The 17,626-nt window shown below is 71.2% G+C and carries 18 protein-coding genes; 9 read left to right on the top strand and 9 right to left on the bottom strand.

The window, feature by feature from the left end; translation table 11 throughout:
- Positions 1-16: 16 nt before the first annotated feature.
- Entirely contained in the window at positions 17-610 is a 594-nt protein-coding gene (gene pdxT, locus AB0M88_RS26205) for a pyridoxal 5'-phosphate synthase glutaminase subunit PdxT (RefSeq protein ID WP_364106602.1), read from the bottom strand.
- Between the two features lie 22 nt (positions 611-632).
- Between pdxT and AB0M88_RS26200 the strand changes: the two genes are divergently transcribed.
- The 3 genes from AB0M88_RS26200 (at position 633) to pdxS (ending at position 2,520) form a co-directional block, all read left to right on the top strand.
- Positions 633-1,052: a helix-turn-helix transcriptional regulator gene (locus AB0M88_RS26200; protein WP_364106600.1), complete on the top strand. Its 420-nt coding sequence runs from the start codon at positions 633-635 to the stop codon at positions 1,050-1,052.
- The gene (locus AB0M88_RS26195; protein WP_364106598.1) at positions 1,049-1,474 is read left to right on the top strand and encodes a VOC family protein; all 426 of its coding nucleotides are present in this window, start codon (positions 1,049-1,051) and stop codon (positions 1,472-1,474) included. The genes AB0M88_RS26200 and AB0M88_RS26195 overlap by 4 nt, the downstream gene beginning before the upstream one ends.
- Positions 1,475-1,611: 137 nt before the next feature.
- Positions 1,612-2,520 (top strand): pyridoxal 5'-phosphate synthase lyase subunit PdxS, encoded by a 909-nt coding sequence (gene pdxS, locus AB0M88_RS26190; RefSeq protein WP_364106596.1) that lies wholly within the window; start codon positions 1,612-1,614, stop codon positions 2,518-2,520.
- A gap of 16 nt (positions 2,521-2,536) precedes the next feature.
- Here pdxS and AB0M88_RS26185 read toward each other — a convergent pair whose 3' ends face one another.
- From AB0M88_RS26185 to pgsA, 4 genes are read right to left on the bottom strand one after another with little or no spacing between them, the layout of a single operon-like run.
- Positions 2,537-3,058, bottom strand: coding sequence for a hypothetical protein (locus AB0M88_RS26185; protein ID WP_364106694.1), 522 nt, complete (start codon positions 3,056-3,058; stop codon positions 2,537-2,539).
- 20 nt (positions 3,059-3,078) lie between these two features.
- Positions 3,079-4,245 (bottom strand): glycosyltransferase family 4 protein, encoded by a 1,167-nt coding sequence (locus AB0M88_RS26180; RefSeq protein WP_364106692.1) that lies wholly within the window; start codon positions 4,243-4,245, stop codon positions 3,079-3,081.
- A gap of 25 nt (positions 4,246-4,270) precedes the next feature.
- Positions 4,271-5,137 carry a phosphatidylinositol mannoside acyltransferase gene (locus tag AB0M88_RS26175; protein WP_364106690.1) on the bottom strand — a complete coding sequence of 289 codons (867 nt, stop codon included), beginning with the start codon at positions 5,135-5,137 and terminating at the stop codon, positions 4,271-4,273.
- A 5-nt stretch (positions 5,138-5,142) separates the two neighbouring features.
- The gene (gene pgsA, locus AB0M88_RS26170) at positions 5,143-5,781 is read right to left on the bottom strand and encodes a phosphatidylinositol phosphate synthase (RefSeq protein WP_364106594.1); all 639 of its coding nucleotides are present in this window, start codon (positions 5,779-5,781) and stop codon (positions 5,143-5,145) included.
- A 177-nt stretch (positions 5,782-5,958) separates the two neighbouring features.
- Here pgsA and AB0M88_RS26165 point away from each other — a divergent pair, with 177 nt between their 5' ends.
- Positions 5,959-8,118, top strand: coding sequence for an elongation factor G-like protein EF-G2 (locus AB0M88_RS26165; protein WP_364106592.1), 2,160 nt, complete (start codon positions 5,959-5,961; stop codon positions 8,116-8,118).
- Here the strand turns inward: AB0M88_RS26165 and AB0M88_RS26160 are convergent, their stop codons facing one another.
- Positions 8,119-9,276 carry an FAD-dependent monooxygenase gene (locus AB0M88_RS26160; RefSeq protein ID WP_364106590.1) on the bottom strand — a complete coding sequence of 386 codons (1,158 nt, stop codon included), beginning with the start codon at positions 9,274-9,276 and terminating at the stop codon, positions 8,119-8,121.
- 53 nt (positions 9,277-9,329) lie between these two features.
- On the opposite strand from AB0M88_RS26160, the gene AB0M88_RS26155 reads away from it, so the two are divergent.
- Entirely contained in the window at positions 9,330-9,896 is a 567-nt protein-coding gene (locus tag AB0M88_RS26155) for a TetR/AcrR family transcriptional regulator (protein ID WP_364106588.1), read from the top strand.
- 146 nt (positions 9,897-10,042) lie between these two features.
- On the opposite strand, the gene AB0M88_RS26150 is transcribed toward AB0M88_RS26155, so the two are convergent.
- From AB0M88_RS26150 to AB0M88_RS26140, 3 genes are all read right to left on the bottom strand, one after another.
- A complete protein-coding gene (locus AB0M88_RS26150; RefSeq protein ID WP_364106688.1) occupies positions 10,043-10,513 on the bottom strand; it encodes an HIT domain-containing protein in 471 nt (156 codons plus the stop codon).
- A 188-nt stretch (positions 10,514-10,701) separates the two neighbouring features.
- Positions 10,702-11,877, bottom strand: coding sequence for a GGDEF domain-containing protein (locus tag AB0M88_RS26145; RefSeq protein ID WP_364106586.1), 1,176 nt, complete (start codon positions 11,875-11,877; stop codon positions 10,702-10,704).
- Between the two features lie 38 nt (positions 11,878-11,915).
- A complete protein-coding gene (locus AB0M88_RS26140) occupies positions 11,916-12,788 on the bottom strand; it encodes an ADP-ribosylglycohydrolase family protein (protein ID WP_364106584.1) in 873 nt (290 codons plus the stop codon).
- A 96-nt stretch (positions 12,789-12,884) separates the two neighbouring features.
- On the opposite strand from AB0M88_RS26140, the gene AB0M88_RS26135 reads away from it, so the two are divergent.
- The 4 genes from AB0M88_RS26135 (at position 12,885) to AB0M88_RS26120 (ending at position 17,529) form a co-directional block, all read left to right on the top strand.
- Complete coding sequence (locus AB0M88_RS26135) at positions 12,885-13,574, top strand: response regulator transcription factor (RefSeq protein ID WP_364106582.1); 690 nt, start codon at positions 12,885-12,887, stop codon at positions 13,572-13,574.
- 104 nt (positions 13,575-13,678) lie between these two features.
- The gene (locus tag AB0M88_RS26130; protein WP_364106580.1) at positions 13,679-14,977 is read left to right on the top strand and encodes a HAMP domain-containing sensor histidine kinase; all 1,299 of its coding nucleotides are present in this window, start codon (positions 13,679-13,681) and stop codon (positions 14,975-14,977) included.
- Positions 14,978-15,196: 219 nt separating this feature from the next.
- Positions 15,197-17,347, top strand: coding sequence for an RICIN domain-containing protein (locus AB0M88_RS26125; protein WP_364106578.1), 2,151 nt, complete (start codon positions 15,197-15,199; stop codon positions 17,345-17,347).
- A gap of 29 nt (positions 17,348-17,376) precedes the next feature.
- Positions 17,377-17,529 carry a hypothetical protein gene (locus AB0M88_RS26120; protein ID WP_364106576.1) on the top strand — a complete coding sequence of 51 codons (153 nt, stop codon included), beginning with the start codon at positions 17,377-17,379 and terminating at the stop codon, positions 17,527-17,529.
- Positions 17,530-17,626: the final 97 nt, after the last annotated feature.

Genomic DNA, 17,626 nt, shown 5'->3' with positions numbered 1-17,626 from the left:
ATTTACCCAACGTGAATTACACAGCGCGGACCATCTCGACAAAGTACCGGTGGACCCTGAGGTCGCCGGTGAGCTCCGGGTGGAAAGCTGTTGCGAGCAGGTTCCCCTGCCGGACGGCGACAATCCTACCGGCGGCGGGCCCACTGCTGACGCGGCCCAACACCCGCACGTTCTCGCCGACCTCCTCAACCCAGGGCGCGCGGATGAAGACCGCGTGAAAATCGCCGCCCGCAACCTCGTCGATGGTCACGTCGGCCTCGAACGAGTCGACCTGCCGGCCGAACGCGTTGCGCCGCACGGTCATGTCGATGCCGTTGAACGACTCCTGGTCGGGGCGGCCGTCGAGCACCGTGGCAGCCAGCATGATCATGCCGGCGCAGGAGCCGTAGACCGGCATGCCGTCGGCGATCCGCTTGCGGATCGGGTCGAGCAGGCCGAACGAGACCGCCAGGTTACTGATCGCGGTCGACTCGCCACCGGGGATCACCAGTGCCTCGACGTCGGCGAGCTCCTCGGGCCGGCGGACCGGCCGGGCCAGGACGTCGCTCTCGGCCAGCGCGGCGAGGTGTTCCCGCACGTCGCCCTGTAGGGCCAGCACTCCGATGTTCACCGGTCAACCTTATGCTTCGGCGGTGTTCGCCCTGCGCCGGGTGCGCGACCATATCGACCTCCGCTTCGCGGAGCCGATTACGCTGACCGAGCTGGCCGGGCTCGCGGGCATGTCCCGCTTTCATCTCGTACGCCGTTTCCGCGCGGCCTACGGCGAGACCCCGATCCGCTACCTGTCCCGCCGCCGGATCGAGCGCGCCCAGGATCTCCTGCGGTACGCGAACCTGACCGTCACCGAGATCTGCATGACCGTCGGCTATTCGTCGCTCGGCTCGTTCTCGTCGCGCTTCTCGGAACTGGTCGGCGAGAGCCCGCAGGCCTATCAGCGCCGCTGGGCGAACGGCACCCCGCACATTCCGGGCTGCTATCTGTTCATGCGCGGGGTGACGGAGCAATCGGGGAGAAGCCCGCATGACCGGCCCGGGCCTACTTTGACCTCATGATTGAGAACATCTCGCTGGTCACCGTCTACTGCCTCGACCAGGACAAGGCCCGCGACTTCTACGTCGAGAAGCTCGGTTTCGAGCCGCGCGTCGACACCCGGATGGGCGAGTTCCGCTGGGTCACGATCGCCCACCCCAACCAGCCCGAGCTCGAGGTCACGCTGATGGTGCCGGGGCCGCCGCTGAGCCCGGAGGCGGCCGACTTCTACCGGGGCCAGCTCGAGGCCGGGCAGATGGGCGGGCTGGGTCTGAAGGTGAGCGACTGCCGGAAGGCGTACGCCGAGCTCAGCGCGGCCGGCGTGACCTTCCTGCAGGAGCCGTCGGACCGCCCGTACGGCGTGGAGGCGGTCATGCGAGACAACACCGGCAACTGGCTCGTCCTGGTCGAGCCGAAGGAGTTCGACCCGAGCAGCATGGGCTGACCCCGGCCCGACTGGGCGGGATGACCGGTTTATCCCGCCCGGTCGCAGGCCACCGAGGGGTTGATTGGCCATCGGCCGGGCCGGTCGGCCTGAGTACGATTTGCGTACCGAATTCCTGCGTGAGGAGCCGATTCACCATGTCTGACACCCAACCCTCGAACGGGCCCTCGACCGGCACCGCCCGGGTCAAGCGGGGTATGGCGGAGATGCTCAAGGGCGGCGTGATCATGGATGTGGTCACGGCGGAGCAGGCGAAGATCGCCGAGGACGCGGGGGCCGTGGCGGTCATGGCACTGGAGCGGGTGCCGGCCGACATCCGGGCCCAGGGCGGCGTCTCCCGGATGTCCGACCCCGACATGATCGACGGCATCATCAACGCGGTGTCGATCCCGGTCATGGCCAAGGCCCGCATCGGTCACTTCGTCGAGGCTCAGGTGCTGCAGTCGCTCGGCGTCGACTACGTCGACGAGTCCGAGGTGCTTACCCCGGCCGACTACGCCAACCACATCGACAAGTGGCAGTTCACCGTGCCGTTCGTCTGCGGCGCGACCAACCTGGGCGAGGCCCTGCGCCGCATCACCGAGGGCGCCGCCATGATCCGGTCGAAGGGCGAGGCGGGCACCGGCGACGTCTCCAACGCCACCACGCACATGCGCAAGATCCGCCAGGAGATCCGCCGGCTGCAGACCCTGCCGGAGGACGAGCTGTTCGTCGCGGCCAAGGAGCTCCAGGCTCCTTACGACCTGGTCAAGGAGGTCGCGGAGGCGGGCAGTCTGCCGGTCGTGCTGTTCACCGCGGGCGGCATCGCGACCCCGGCCGACGCGGCGATGATGATGCAGCTGGGCGCCGAGGGCGTGTTCGTCGGCTCGGGCATCTTCAAGTCGGGCAACCCGGCCCAGCGCGCGTCGGCGATCGTGAAGGCGACCACCTTCCACGACGATCCCGACGTGATCGCCAAGGTGTCGCGGGGCCTCGGCGAGGCGATGGTCGGCATCAACGTCGACGAGATCCCGCAGCCGCACCGGCTCGCCGAGCGCGGCTGGTAAGCGCGAGAAGCAGCAGCTAGATGGCCTCGGCGGGCACGACCGCCGGGGCCGTCTGCGGTTCGGGCATCACCGGCTCGACGATGTCGAAGTACTGCGGGCGGGGGTAGCGCCGGGCCATGCCGGAGACGCGCACGACGACGCGGCGGCGGGACGTCAGCGCGTCGCGTACGAGATCGGTGTGCACCTGGCGGGCCAGCACCACCCGCCGTGAGGTCGCGACCAGCGTGCGGGCCGCCGCGTCGGCGGCGTCGAGCGTGACCGTCTGCAGTTGCCGGGTCAGGTCGTTCTCGGCCGACTCGCGCTCGTCGGGCGCGGCGTCGAGGGCCGCGCGGGCGGCCGAATAGAGCTCGTCGTCGTCGCGTTGCTCGGCCACCACGGCTGCGGCGGCGGCCCGGCGCATCAGGTGTGCGTCGAGGGCCCGCTCGGCCGACTGGGCGCGCACGTGCACCCGCTCGACCCGATGAGCGGTCCAGAACAGATATGCCGAGAGCAGCGCGACTGCCGCGACGACCCCGACCACCCACCACATGCCGGGCATCGTAGTGCCCCAGGACAGCGTCAAGTCAGGTCTCCGGACCGTGGTTCGGCCCACTCTTCCTTGAACGCGTCGTCCATGACCCGCCCGTCCGTCGCTTCGATCGCCGTTGCGTAAACCTCGAGAACACGCAGAGCGACATTTGGCCAGTCGAAGGCCGCGACCGCCGAGCGAGCGGCGGTAGTCAGCGAGGCACGGCGTGCGGGGTCGTCGAGCAGTTCGCCCAGCAGCTCGGCCAGCGCGGCCGAGTCGCCGGTCGGGAAGAGCGCCCCGGCTTTGCCGTTGACGAGAACCCGGCGGAACGCGTCGAGGTCGGAGGCGGCGATCGCGGTGCCGGCCGCCATCGCCTCGGTGAGGATCATGCCGAAGCTCTCGCCGCCGATGTTCGGCGCGACGTAGACGTCGACGCTGCGCAGCATGCGCGCCTTGTCGGCCTCGGAGACCAGGCCGAGGAAGGTGATGCGGCCGTGCAGGTCGGCCGGGAACTGGTCGTAGAGATCGTCCCGCTCGCCCGGGCCGGCGATGAGAAGGCGAAGCTCGGGACGGGACGGCGCCAACCGGACGAAAGCGTCACGGAGATGGTCGAAGCCCTTGCGCGACTCGGTGAACCGGCCCAGAAAGCCCAGGGCGGACCCGGGCCAGCCCGGCAGCGGGGACGCGTCGGCGAACTTCGCGACCGCCACCCCGTTCGGGATCTCGACCGCTCCCCCGCCCAGGTGCTCGACCTGCGTCTTACGGGCCAGTTCGCTCACCGCGATGCGGGCGGTGATCTTCTCGATCACCAGCTGGAGCAGACCCTGGGCGGCCGAGAGCGCCCGCGAACGGATCATCGCGGTGTGGAACGTGGCGACCACCGGGCCGCGGGCCGAGAGCACGGCCAGCATCGACAGGCTCAGCACGAACGGCTCGTGGACGTGCAGCACGTCGAACTGCCCGCGGTTGAGCCAGCGCCGCACCCGGGCGGTCGAGACCGGCCCGAAGGCGATCCGCGCGACCGACCCGTTGTAGGGGAACGGCACGGCCCGGCCCGCCGGCACGACGTACGGCGGCAGGTCGGAGTCCTCGTCGGCCGGCGCGAGCACGCTCACCGAGTGACCGAGCCCGATCAGCGCCTCGGCGAGATCCATGATGTGGTTCTGCACACCACCGGGGATGTCGAACGAGTAGGGCGAGACGATCCCGATCTTCAGGTGATCCAGGCGCACGGCCCGCCCCCTACAGCCACAGCTTCTGGAGCATGTGCCAGTCCTGCGGGTGCTCGGCGATGCCCTCGGCGTACGCGTCGGCCAGTGCCTGCGTCGTCAGCTTGACCCTCTGGTCGAGGGGCCCGTCGGCCGGCGGGACGATGCGGCGCAGGAAGGCCACGGACTGGGTCTCGGTGAACCAGAGATCCACCGCGTACAGGGGAGCGCCGTGCCGGATGGCGAGGATGGCCGGCCCGGCCGGCATCCGGGTGCGCTGCCCGAAGAAGGTCACCTCGACGCCGCTGCGGGAGAGGTCACGGTCGCTCAGCAGCGCCACCACGACGCCCTGGTCGAGCCGCTCGCCGAGCACGTCGAGCGGAGGTCGCTGGCCGCCGGTGAGCGGCAGCACCTCCATGCCGAGCTTCTCCCGGTAGGCGATGAACTGCTCGAACACGCCCTCGGGCTTGAGCCGTTCCATGACCGTGACCATCGGCCAGTCGTTGGAGACCACCCAGGCCGCGGCGGCGTCCCAGTTCCCCACGTGCGGCAGCGCCAGGATCACCCCGGTGCCCTCCTTGACCCCGGCGTTGATCCAGGCGGCCTGTTCCGGATCGAGGTGGAAGTCGGCCAGGAACTGCTCACGGGACTGCGACGGGAGCCGGAACGCCTCCATCCAGTAGCGCGCGTAGGAACGCAGACCCGCCTGGACCGTCTCTTCGAGCCGGTCCTCGGCGACCACCGGGGCCAGATTGCGGCGCAACCGCTGGGTGCCGGGTCCATTTTTCCGGTACGCCCGGTCGGCCACCGCCCGGAACAGGGCACGAGCCACCGGCAGCGGCAGCGCCCGGACCGCCCGCCAGCCGGCCGCGTAGCCGGTCTCGATCAGCCGGTCCTTCAGGGCGCTCACGCCACCGGTTCCTTCTCGGCGGCCCGGTTGGCCCGGTCGGAACGGGCGGCCGCGATCAGCCGCTGGAAGACCGTGATCACCGACAGCAGGGCGAGGACCCAGAGCGCGGCGGGCAGGCCCCAGTGCAGGCCGGCGCTGCCGAGCAGGCCGCCGATGCCGAGGATGACCAGGCGTTCCAGGCGCTCGGCGATGCCGACGTCGGCGTTCAGGCCGAGACTCTGGGCGCGGGCTTTCACGTACGAGACGACCTGGCCGGCCGCTAGGCTGATCAACGCCGCGATGGTGCCGCCGTAGGGGTTGTGCTGGGCGGCCATGTAGTAGACGACCGCGCCGAAGACGGCGGCGTCGGCGATCCGGTCCATCGACGAGTCGAGCAGGGCGCCGAACTTGCCCGACTGACCTCGCATCCGGGCCATCGTGCCGTCGAGCACGTCGGTGAGAGCGCACGCGGTGACGATCCAGGTTCCCCAGAAGAGGTGACCGCGCGCGCCGAAGTAGGAGCCGATGAGCACCCCTACGGTGCCGCCGATGGTGACGGCGTTGGGTGAGATGCCGATTCGCAGCAGGAATCGGGCGGTCGGATTGACGCCGTACGAGACGACGGCGCGGGCCGGTACTTGGACGATCTTTGCCATGGCCGTCCCACCATAACGGCGACGGCACCGCCCACGGGACTATGGCTCTCCGCAGTGCCCGTATCGTTCCCGACGCGACGTTTGACCACTACAAAGGGTTGCGGCTCCGGTAGCAGCGGGTGTGGGATTCAACAACAGCGTCGTAACAGTCACCGAATTTCGACAGGAGCGGTCGCCATGGCGCAGAAGACCTCGGAGAAGGGGCTCAACGGCGCGACGGCGCCGGTGGTGACCGAGCCCGGCAGAGTACGCAACGTGGTGCTGGTGGGTCATTCGGGTTCGGGCAAGACGACTCTCGTCGAAGCCCTGCTCGCCGCCACCGGGACGATCCCGCGAGCCGGCACGGTGACCGACGGCACCACGGTGTCCGACCACGATCCGGCGGCCCAGCGCCAGCAGCGCTCGGTGTCGCTCGCCTGCGCCCCGCTCGTCTACGAGGGCGTGAAGATCAACCTGCTCGACACTCCCGGCTACGCCGACTTCGTCGGGGAGCTGCGCGCCGGCCTGCGGGCCGCGGACGCCGCGCTCTTCGTCGTCTCGGCGGCCGACGGCGTCGACGACGCCACCGCGGCGCTCTGGGAGGAGTGCGCCTCGGTCGGCATGCCCCGGGCGGTCGCGATCACCCGCCTCGACCACCCGCGCGCCGACTACGAGCAGACCCTCGAGGTCTGCCAGGAGACCTTCGGCGAAAACGTGATGCCGATCTACCAGCCGATGCTGGGCGACGACGGCGAGTCGGTGGTCGGCCTGCTCGGGCTGGTCACGCTGCGGGTTCTGGACTACTCCGAGGGCTACCCGCCCAAGACCGGCGACGCCGACCCCGAGCATCTCAACCCGGTCGCCGACGACCGCAACACGCTGATCGAGGGGATCATCGCCGAGAGTGAGGACGAGACCCTCATGGACCGCTACCTCGGCGGCGAGCTGATCGACACCGAGGCGCTGGTGCCGGATCTGGAGAAGGCGGTCGCCCGGGGCAACTTCTACCCGGTCATCCCGGTCTGCTCGGCCACCGGCGTCGGCCTCGACGCGCTGCTCGACGGCCTGGTCAACGGCGCGCCGTCGCCGCTCGAGCACGACCTGCCGGTGGTCACCGGGGTCGACGGCTCGCCCCGGCCGCCGCTGACCTGCGACCCCGACGGCCCGCTGGTCGCCGAGGTGGTCAAGACCACGATCGACCGGCACGTCGGCCGGGTCTCGCTGGTCCGCGTCTTCTCCGGCACCCTGCGCCCGGAGCAGACCCTGCACGTCTCCGGGCACGGCCTGTCCGAACGCGGCCACCCCGACCACGACACCGACGAGCGGGTCGCCCACATCTACTCACCGCTCGGTGCCCAGCTGCGCGAGGTCGGCCAGTGCGTCGCCGGTGACCTCTGCGCGATCACCAAGTCGGGCAGCGCCGAGACCGGCGACACGCTGTCGGGCAAGGACGAGCCGCTGCTGATGTCCCCGTGGACGATGCCCGAGCCGCTGCTGCCGATCGCGGTGCTGGCCAAGTCGCGTTCCGACGAGGACGCGCTGGCGAAGAACCTGTCCCGCCTGGTCGCCGGCGACCCGACCCTGCGGCTGGAGCGCAACGCCGACACCCACCAGCTGGTGCTCTGGACGATGGGCGAGGCGCACGCCGAGGTGGTGCTCGAGCGGCTCCGCGCGGGCGGCGCCGAACTCGACACCGAACCGGTGAAGGTCTCGCTGCGGGAGACCTTCGGCTCGGGGGCCCGGGGCCACGGACGCCACGTCAAGCAGTCCGGCGGCCACGGGCAGTACGCCGTCTGCGACATCGAGGTCGAGCCGCTGCCCCGCGGCTCGGGTTTCCAGTTCGTCGACAAGGTCGTGGGCGGCGCGGTGCCCCACAACTACATCCCGTCGGTCGAGAAGGGCGTCCGCAGCCAGCTCGAACGCGGCATCGTCGCCGGCTATCCGATGGTCGACCTCAAGGTGACGCTCTTCGACGGCAAGGCCCACAGCGTCGACTCGTCGGACGCCGCGTTCCAGACCGCCGGGGCGCTGGCCCTGCGCGAGGCGGCGGCCGCGGCCCAGATGGCGCTGCTCGAACCGGTCGACGAGATCGAGGTGCGGGTCCCCGACGCCTATGTGGGCCCGGTGATGAGCGACCTCTCCGGCCGGCGGGGCCGCCCGCTCGGCACCGACACCGGCGACGACGGCCACAGCACGATCCGGGCCGAGGTGCCGGCGATCGAGCTGGTGCGATATGCCGTCGAGCTGCGCGCGATCTCCTCCGGCGCCGGCACGTTCACCCGGGCGTACCTGCGGCACGAGCCGATGCCCGGCCACCTGGCCGACGCCGTCCGCAAGGAGCACTCCGCCAAGGGGTGATCACAGCTCGATGGCGTTCGCCGCGTCGAGCATCGGCGCCAGGATCCGGTCGATCACCTGCTCCTTGCGCGGGTGGTACTTCAGGGTGCGCATGCCGTAGGAGCGGACGGCGATCGACAAACGGCCGCCGGGCACCATGTCCTTGGCCATCTTGCGGCCGAAGGCCATGTTCTTCTCGACGTACGGCCGCATCCGCCTTTCGTACTCGGCGAGTCCTCCCGGCTCGCCGAGGTGCCGGCCGAGCACGTACGCCCCGACCAGCGCCAGACTGCTGCCCTGTCCCGACGCCGGGGCCGGGCAGTAGGCGGCGTCGCCGAGCAGCGCCACCCGGCCCTTCGACCAGGCGGGCAGCTCGACCTGGCTCAACGAGTCGAAATAGAAGTCGTCGGTGCGGTCCATCCCGGCCAGGAACTCGTCGACCCGCCAGCCCGTCCCGGCGAACGCCTCGTGCAGCATCGCCTTCTGAGCGGCCACGTCGCGCCGGTCGAAGTCCAGCTCCGGTGAGGCGAAGGTGAGGCCGACCCGCGCCGGCTGGGCGGGCTCCATCGCGTACGCGAAAGCGAGCCGCTCCGGGCGGAAGTACATGAACTCCTCGCGCTCGATGCCGAGGGTGTTCGGCACCGTGAAGATCGAGATGTACGCCCCGAGATGGCGCAGCGGCACCTCGCCCATGCTCAGCCGCCGGGTGACCGAGTGCAGCCCGTCGGCCCCGACCACGTAGTCGAACTCTTGCGGTTTCCGCTGTTCGAAGGTCACGTCGCGGTCGTTTATCGAGGTGATCGTGTCGCCGAAGACATAGTCGACGTCGTCCCTGGTCGCGTCGTGCATCAGGCGACTGAGGTCCCACCGCATGATCTCCAGGTCGTCGCCGCGGCGGCCCATCAGCAGGTCGGCCGGCAGCGCCGCGAGCGGCCGCCCGTTCTTCTTCACATACGTGATCCGGCGCATGCCGGTGTCGGCCGCCTGCGCGGCCTTGAGCAGGCCCATCTTGCGCAGCACCTCGGTGCCCGCGCCGCGCACGTCCACCTTGTAGCCCGCCGTCCGCAGCTCCGGCGCCCGCTCGACGACGGTGACGTCGAAACCGCGGCGGACCAGCCAGTAGGCGAGGGCCGGGCCGGCCACGCCGGCGCCCGAGATCAGTACCCGTGAGTTCGTCATGCCGCTACCATACAAACGTCTTATACGTTTGTATAGAAGTTAGGATCGCCGTCATGGGCCACCGGGAAGAGCTGCTGAAAGGCGCGAAACGAGCGCTCTACGAGAAGGGCTACGCCCGCACCACGGCCCGCGACATCGTGGCCCTGTCCGGCACCAACCTGGGCTCGATCGGCTACCACTACGGCTCGACCGAGGCGCTGATGACGGCCGCGATGATGAGCGCGATGCAGGAGTGGGGCGATCAGGTCGCGATCGCCCTCGGCAGCCCACCCGAGGACGGCGTCGACCCGATGGTCGCCTTCTGGCGCCGGGTGATCGACTCGATCAACTCCCACCGCGCCCTCTGGCTCGCCAGCGTCGAGGTGATGATCCAGGCCGAGCACAACCCCGACCTGCGCGCCCAGCTCGCCGACGGCCTCGAACAGGGCCGCAGCGGCATGACGGCCCTGCTCACCGGCCGCCCGGAGGACCAGCTCGACCCGGAGACGGTCCGCTCCCTCGGCTCGGCCCAGATGGCCCTGATGTCCGGCGTGGTCACCCAGTGGCTCACCGACCCCGGCCACGCCCCGTCCGCCGAGCAGATCGTCACCGGGCTGAAAGCGCTGGCCGCACTGCCCTGACCCGGCCGCACAGTCGTCCCGACGCCCGTTCTCAGTTCCCGGGGGCCCACGTGCCCGTCTTCACGCCCCGCGACCGCACCCGCTCGGCGCCGACGAGGCGGCCCGCCCTCCTGACCGCCGGCCGCCCAGGAGGCGCCGGCCCCGCCTCAGCTCCAGGCCTTGGCCAGCATGACCCGGGTGTCGGCCAGCAGCTGCGGAAGCACCTTGGTGCGGCCGATCACCGGCATGAAGTTGGCGTCGCCGCCCCACCGCGGCACCACGTGCTGATGCAGGTGCGCGGCGATGCCGGCGCCGGCCACCGCGCCCTGGTTCATGCCCAGGTTGAAGCCGTGCGGGCTGCTCACCGCCCGGATCACCCGCATCGCCGTGCGGGTGAAGGCGGCCACCTCGACCGTCTCCGCCTCGGTGAGATCGGTGTAGTCGGCCACGTGACGATAGGGGCAGACCATCAGGTGGCCGGGGTTGTAGGGGTAGAGGTTGAGCACCGCGAACACCAGCTCACCGCGCGCCACGACCAGACTCTCGGCCTCGCCGGCGCCGGGCGCCCGGCAGAACGGGCAGCCGGCCGGCTTCTCGGTGTGGCTGTCGGGCCGGTTCTCCCCGGCGATATAGCTCATCCGGTGCGGCGTCCAGAGCCGCTCCAGCCCATCCGGCTCCCCGGTCTCGACCGGCCCCGCTGAATCCGCCACACCCCGAGCTTAGGACGCCGCGCGGACCGGCACGGGGCCGCCTTCGGAGGAGCGGGCCTCACGCGTACGCCGAAAAGCCCGGCCCCGAAATGGGGCCGGGCGTCCGGCGGAAGCCCTCAGGCCGAGGCGCCGTGCATCTGGTAGCGGCCGCCGCCCTGACGCTTGGCCGACGTCATCGCGGCCTCGGCCTCGCGCATCAGCTGGTCGGGGCCGTCGGTGTCGGGGTGTGACAACGCGATCCCGACGCTCGCCGGGGCGCGCACGATGCGGCCGCCGACCGGGACGCTGCGGCCCAGGGATTCGACCAGGCGTTCGGCGATGACGAGGATGTCCTGGGCGGTGCGCAGGTCCTCGGCGATCACCGCGAACTGGTCGCCGCCGAGGCGGCCGATGGTGTCCTCGGTGCGGACCCCGGCGCGGAGGCGGTCGGCGACCACCCGCAGGAGCTCGTCGCCCGCGTCGTGGCCGTGGACCTCGTTGACCTGGCGGAACCGTTGGAGGTCGAGCAGCAGCACGCCGACCGGTTTGCCACTGCGGCGGGCCCGGGCCAGCGCCGCGGTGAGCCGGTCGCGCATCGACTGGCGGTTGCCGAGGCCGGTCAGCGGGTCCCGGGTCGCGCGCCGGGTCAGCTCCGCCGCCAGGGCGTCACCCTCGAGGGCCAGGGACGCCTGGGTGCGTACGGCCTGAAGCGCGGCCGCCAGGCCCGCCGGAACCTGGTCGTCGGAGCCGGTCGCCAGCACGCCGAAGAAGCTTTCGCCGTGCACCAGCGGAAGCAGGCTGATCGGCCGTTCCGGGCCGAAACCGGTCAGGCCGAGGGCGGACGGCGTGCCGGCGCTCACGAGTTCGCCGCCGGCCAGGCGCACCAGCAGGTCGGTGGGTACCGCCTCGAGCGGCAGGTGAGCGTCGGGCGAGTCGGCGGTGAGCACCGCGAAGTCGTCGTCGGGACCGATCGACAGGACCGCCGCCCAGCCACCCGGGACGTCGCTCAGCAGCGTCGCCGCGGCGCCGGCGGTGACCCGCAGCATCCGGTCGGGATCGCCCGCGGCGAGCAGCCGGGAGCCGAGGTCGCCGAGGACCGTCTCGCGGGCCAGCGCGGAGGCCAGGTCGGCCACCGTCCGGTCGGTCCGCCGGCGATGCCGGGCGAGCACGGCCGCGCAGACCGTGGACGCGCCGGCCAGCACGGCCGCACCGGTCAGCAGCGCGCCGGCCGGGCGCAGACCGCCCAGCGTCAGCCCGCCGCCGAAGGACACCAGCAGGCCCAGGCCCGCGATTTTCTTCTCTCCTGTCCACACGGTCCTGGGATCGGCACGGGAGCGACTTGGTTGAGGATTTAGAGCCAGGCCGGCAACGGCTCACGGGAAGCCAGCCACGTCGCCGGAATGCCCTCCGGACCGGTGTATGCGGCCACGACCCCGCCGGCGATCGCGCAGGTCGTGTCGACGTCGCCGCCGGCCGCGAGGCAGGCCGCGAGGGCGCCCGGATAGTCGTCGAGGAAGTGGTCGGCGACCCAGAGAGCGAACGGCACCGTGTCCCGCGCCATCGCCCGGGTGCCGTTGCCCAGCACGTACGCCGCGTGGCCGGCGTCCCGCAGCCCGGCCGCCTCGACCAGGCCGTCGTGCACCCGGCCGGCGGGCGTGTGCGCGGCGACCGCGGCCAGCAGTCGCGGTCGTTGCCCGTCGAGCCGTCCGGCCGTCGCGACCGCGGCCGCCACGGTGACCGCCACTCCCCCGGCGATGCCGTCGGGGTGGGCGTGGGTGACCTCGGCCGCCCGGGCGCCCTGAGCGGCCGCGCGGGCGAGCGAATCGGCGTGCCAGGCCCCGAGCGGGGCGGCCCGCATGGCGGCGCCGTTGCCGGACGAGCCCTGGCCGTCGAACGCCGCCGCGGCCGCGATCGGCCACGGCAGCCCCTCGCGGATCTGGCGCAGCATCACCACCGCGCCCGGGCCGTAACCGCGGTAGGGGTCGTGGTGCCGCCCGAGAAGGTCGGCGAACCCGTCGCGGTCGAAGTCGCCCTCACCGAGGGTCGCGACCAGGCAGCACGCCTCCTCGGTGTCGTCGGTCCACGGCCAGGGGCCGGGAGGCGGGTCGGCGACATCGACCGGGGTCACGAAGTGTTGCGCGCCGAGCGCGTCGCCGACACTCAGGCCGGCGAGGCTCTCCAGGGCCAGGGCCAGGCGCGTACTGGGAAAGAGGGTGAATGACATCGGCACATCGGATGGTATTCCATCACTCTCAGTGATCGAAGAGTGTCCCTCAATCACCGGTTAGGCAGAGGTTGCCAGGGGCAGTACCTTCTTCGCATGGCCACGGTGTTGCTCGTCGAGGACGATCACGTCGTGCGTGGCGCCATGCTCCGCTCGCTCGCCGACCGGGGCCACGCCGTGCACGCCGTCGGCACGGCACTCGACGCGCTGCGCCGCGTCGCCGCCGAGACACCCGACCTGGTGGTGCTCGACCTCGGTCTGCCCGATCTGGACGGTTCCGACGCGCTGCGCATGCTGCGCGGCATCACCGACGTGCCGATCATCATCGCCACCGCGCGCGACGACGAGCAGACCGTCGTGCGCCTGCTGCGGGCGGGCGCCGACGACTACATGGTCAAACCGTTCACCGGCGCCCACCTCGACGCGCGCATCGCGACCGTGCTGCGCCGGGTCGGACGGGCCAGCCGGGCCGCCGCGCCGGCCGTGCACGAGGTCGGTGAGCTGCGGGTGGACGTGGGCGAGCGCAGCGCCACACTGGGCGTCCAGTCGCTCGCGCTCACCCGCAAGGAGTTCGACCTGCTGGCCTACCTCGCCGCCCGCCCGGGCCGAGTCGTTTCCCGTCGTGAGCTGCTGGAGGAGGTATGGCGACAGCCATCGGTGGGCGAGGACCAGACGATCGACGTCCACCTGTACTGGCTCCGGAGGAAACTGGGCGAATCAGCCGCGAAGCCGCGCTACCTGCGCACCGTGCGGGGGGTCGGATTCCGGTTGGTGGCGCCGGACTGAGGTCCCGCCTCGCCATCACCACCGCGATCACCACCGCCGTCGCCGCCGTCGTCTTCCTCGTCCCGCTCGGCTGGGAACTCCGCAACGACCACCGCGACCAGGCCATGTCGACCGCCGAGCGGGAGAGCGCCACGGTCGCCGGGGCCATCGCGGCCGGGGCGAGCAAGAAAGGCGTCGACGCCGCCATCGCCGCGGCGGGAGGTCATCCGGTGGTGCATCCGCCCGGCGGGCCGCCGGCCGGGCACGCCGACGCGAGCGACGTGCGACGCGCGGCCTCCGGGGTCGCGTCGCTCACCGCGCCGGTTCCGGGAGGTCTCGTACGCCTGGAGCCCGTCACCGTCGCCGGCAAGACGTCGGTCGTCGAAGTCTTCGTGCCCGGCGACGAACTCGGCGAGAACACCGGGCGCGACTGGTGGCTGCTGGTCGTCCTGGCCCTGCTGCTGGTCGGTGCCGCGGTGTTCGCGGTCGACCGGCTCGCCCGCGGCGCGGTCAACTCCGCCCGCAACCTCGTGCAGGCCGCACTCGCGGTCGGGGGCGGCGACCTCGGCGTACGCATCCAGCCGAGCGGACCCCGCGAGCTGGCCGAAGCCGGCTACGCCTTCAACCGGATGGCCGACCGCCTGATCACCACCCGCCGCGACGAGCGGGAACTGGTCGCCGACCTCTCGCACCGGCTGCGCACCCCGCTGACCGCGCTGCGGCTCGACGCCGAGGCGCTCGACCCCGACGACACCCAGATCGGCATCCAGTTCGACCAGGCCGAACTCGACCGGCGGCGCGGCATCCGGCGCATCCGGCAGGCCATCGTGACCCTCGAAGGCGAGGTCAACCAGCTCATCAACACCACCCGCAAGGCGGTCGCGGCCCAGGTCGCGGCCGCACCCGAACCCGGCGTCTGCGACGTCAGCGAGGTCGTGCGGGAGCGGATGACGTTCTGGTCGGCTCTCGCCGGCGACCAGAACCGGCACTACCAGGTGGTCGGCGCGCAGATGCGGATCCCGGTGCCGGTCGCGCGGGCCGAACTGGCGGCGGCGCTCGACGCCGTTCTGGGTAACGTGTTCCGCTACACCCCCCAGGGGACCGCGTTCGAGGTCGGTGTCTCCCGCCGTGACGGCTGGGTCGCGCTGCGCGTCGACGACGCCGGTCCCGGCATCCCCGACCCCGAAAAGGCCCTGCAACGTGGACAGAGCAACAAGGGATCGACCGGCCTCGGCCTCGACATCGCCCGGCGGGCCGCCCAGTCCGCCGGCGGAACGGTCAGCCTCGCCCGCGCCGCGATGGGCGGAGCCAGCGTGGTGATGATGCTCGCCGACGCGGAGGCGGCGCCGAAACAGGCCAGTCGTTTCGGCCTCGTCGGACGCCTCGCCCGGGAGCGCACCAACAGACCGGTAATGCCGGAGTGAAGCGAATTACGCCGGACGGTACAACACTTGCTTAGATCTGTATTAAGGGCATTCCCCTGGGGTCGGCGGACTGGCAGTCTTCGACCCGATCGAATCCGGCTTCCCGGCCCGAAGCCCACGATTCCCCCACACCGATCGGGCCGGAAAAGCCCCCTGGCGGTGAGAGGTGGACGCCCACAGACCACCTCCCACCGTGCCCCCGCAAGTCGAGGAGATCTCGTGCCCGCCCATCGCCGGCCCACACCGAGTGGGGAACGGCGGCCCCGCACCAATGCGCACCGTATTCTTCCGATCGCGCTCGGCCTCGCGCTGATCGGAGTCGCCGGTGCCGTGGGCCCCAGCGTGGTCGAAAACGTCACGGGCGGTGACCCGCCGAACCTGTCCCTCACCGCGCTTCCCGCCGACACCCCCGCCCAGGGACTCATCTACGCCGGCCTGCGACCGGCCAAGTCCGACTCACTGTGCGCGGGCGCCTACACGCTCGACGACGAGACCTGCACGTACGGCCCCGACACGGCCCCGGCCGGCCTCAAAGTCGGCAACGACACCGCCCCGGTGACCCCGAAATCGCCGGCCCTGGTCGCACCGACCCGCGAGACGGCGGGCGTCCCCACCGACGCCGAGATCGCGCGCGACGAGGGCGGCAGCGCGATGACCCCCGGCGCGCCCGCGATCATCCCCGACCCGGCGCCCGGCCAGGCCGACTTCGTGATGGGCGCCCACGACGTGGCCTGCGAGAGCGACGGCCACGACAGCAAGCGCGTCCAAGTGCTCTATCTGCAACAGTTCGGCACGGTCAGCCGCTACACCGACTTCCTCGGCTCGATCCGCACCTGGGCGACCGGCGTCGACCAGATCTTCGACGCGAGCGCGGCCGAAACCGGCGGCTCCCGGCACATCCGGTTCGTGACCACACCCCAGTGCCAGATCGACGTCGACGAGGTGCAGCTCCCGGTCGGCGCCCTCGACTCGTTCACCAACACGATCGCGGCGCTGCAGAAGCTCGGCTACAACCGCACCGACCGCAAATACCTGATGTTCACCGACGCCAACGTCTACTGCGGCATCGCCAGCTACGTCAACGACCGGCGGTCAGGACTGGGCAACCGCAACAACGGCGGCCCGTCGTACGGCCGCATCGACGCCGGCTGCTGGAGCTCGACGATGGCGGCCCACGAGCTCGCACACGAACTGGGCGCGGTGCTGACCGGCTCACCCAACGCCAGCGGCGCCGGCGGCTGCACCGACGGCTACGACCTGCTCTGCGCCCCCGACCGGTCGGGCAGAACGGTGCGGACGGTCTGCCCCCGCTCGCACGCCAACCGGCTCGACTGCGGGCACGACGACTACTTCAGCACCAACCCCAAGCCAGGCAGCTACCTGACCAAGAACTGGAACGTCGCGACCAGCGAGTTCCTGCTGCGCAGCGACGGCGGCGACGACATCCCCGACTCCGGCCAGGCCGACCCGGCAGCCGGCGCGCCCTCGCCGGCCGCCCCGCCGAGCACCGCCCCGGCCTCGGCCGGCCCGCCACCGTCCACCGAAGCCTCCCCGGCACCGGCCAGCACCGCCCCCGGCCCGTCCGACTCCCCGCTCCCCGGCAACACCACCACCCCGAGCGCGGAAACCCAGCCGGTCAAAGCCAAAAAGTCACCCGGCGTGCAGGTCGAAGAAGAAAGCAACGGCACGGCAGGCGCCGGACCGGTCCAGGCGGTACTCGAGATCCGCGACACGACGAGCAGCTCGGCCGAACTCAACTGGAGCGCCGCCTCCGACACCGCGACCTACCAGGTGTCAGTCGACGGCGACCCGGTCGGCGTCACCAAAGCAACCCGGGCCCGGCTGATCGGCCTCAAACCCGACGCCAAATACCAGGTGACGATCAAGTCGGGCGCGGCCTACGCGGCCAAGGGAACAGCCGAGACAGCCCCGTACGCCCGGCCGGCCGAAAACACCTGGTTCGACCTGAACAACGCCCTCACAGGCGGCGCCGCCGACCTGTACGCGGCCCGCGCCGCCAACGGCACCCCGATGACACTGGCCGAATCGGACGGCGACGCCCAACAGCAGTGGGAACTCGTGCCGGCCGGCAAAAACAGCTACTCCCTGGTGTCCCGGGCGACCGGCAAGTGCGCGGTCCCGCTCGACGGCAACCTGATCGCGGGCGTCCCGATCGTCCAGGGCGACTGCGCGTCCGACGACAGCGGCCACTGGCAGCTGCAGGCGTCCGACTACGGCTTCACCCTGCGGACCACGGCCTCCGAGCTGGTCATCGGAGTAGGCAACCAGCGTTTCGGCCAGCACCGCGTCCTCGTGCTGCAGGACGGCAACGGCCAGCGGCACCAGAGCTGGACGGCGGTACCCGACTAACTTCCGGCTACGTCGAAAAGGTGATGACAATGCCCGACACGATGAGTAGGCCGCTGGCCGGACCCGAGGAGGGGCCGGCCCGGTTCAATCGGCGCCGATTGATCCGTGTTATCGCGATCCTTGTGATCGGGATTGTGTTGGTGCTTGCGATCTGGCAGGAGCCGTTGAATGCCGGTGGTTGATTGGTCTTTCGCGGGGTGCTTTCTTGCGGTCGGACGCGATTTGGGGCGAGGGTGACCAAGGTCGAGGTAAAGCATCTAGTTCGATCTTGGTCACCCT

This window comes from Actinoplanes sp. NPDC051411, assembly GCF_040682075.1.
Classification (GTDB): Bacteria; Actinomycetota; Actinomycetes; order Mycobacteriales; family Micromonosporaceae; genus Actinoplanes.
This window is presented reverse-complemented; position numbering and strand designations above follow the sequence as displayed.

Excerpts from the sequence above, each read along its gene's own strand:
- AB0M88_RS26195 (WP_364106598.1), top strand. The coding sequence starts at position 1,049 with ATGATTGAGAACATCTCGCTGGTCACCGTCTACTGCCTCGACCAGGAC.
- pdxS (WP_364106596.1), top strand. The coding sequence starts at position 1,612 with ATGTCTGACACCCAACCCTCGAACGGGCCCTCGACCGGCACCGCCCGG.
- AB0M88_RS26185 (WP_364106694.1), bottom strand. The coding sequence starts at position 3,058 with ATGCCCGGCATGTGGTGGGTGGTCGGGGTCGTCGCGGCAGTCGCGCTG.
- pgsA (WP_364106594.1), bottom strand. The coding sequence starts at position 5,781 with ATGGCAAAGATCGTCCAAGTACCGGCCCGCGCCGTCGTCTCGTACGGC.
- AB0M88_RS26165 (WP_364106592.1), top strand. The coding sequence starts at position 5,959 with ATGGCGCAGAAGACCTCGGAGAAGGGGCTCAACGGCGCGACGGCGCCG.
- AB0M88_RS26160 (WP_364106590.1), bottom strand. The coding sequence starts at position 9,276 with ATGACGAACTCACGGGTACTGATCTCGGGCGCCGGCGTGGCCGGCCCG.
- AB0M88_RS26155 (WP_364106588.1), top strand. The coding sequence starts at position 9,330 with ATGGGCCACCGGGAAGAGCTGCTGAAAGGCGCGAAACGAGCGCTCTAC.
- AB0M88_RS26150 (WP_364106688.1), bottom strand. The coding sequence starts at position 10,513 with ATGAGCTATATCGCCGGGGAGAACCGGCCCGACAGCCACACCGAGAAG.
- AB0M88_RS26140 (WP_364106584.1), bottom strand. The coding sequence starts at position 12,788 with ATGTCATTCACCCTCTTTCCCAGTACGCGCCTGGCCCTGGCCCTGGAG.
- AB0M88_RS26135 (WP_364106582.1), top strand. The coding sequence starts at position 12,885 with ATGGCCACGGTGTTGCTCGTCGAGGACGATCACGTCGTGCGTGGCGCC.
- AB0M88_RS26130 (WP_364106580.1), top strand. The coding sequence starts at position 13,679 with ATGTCGACCGCCGAGCGGGAGAGCGCCACGGTCGCCGGGGCCATCGCG.
- AB0M88_RS26120 (WP_364106576.1), top strand. The coding sequence starts at position 17,377 with ATGCCCGACACGATGAGTAGGCCGCTGGCCGGACCCGAGGAGGGGCCG.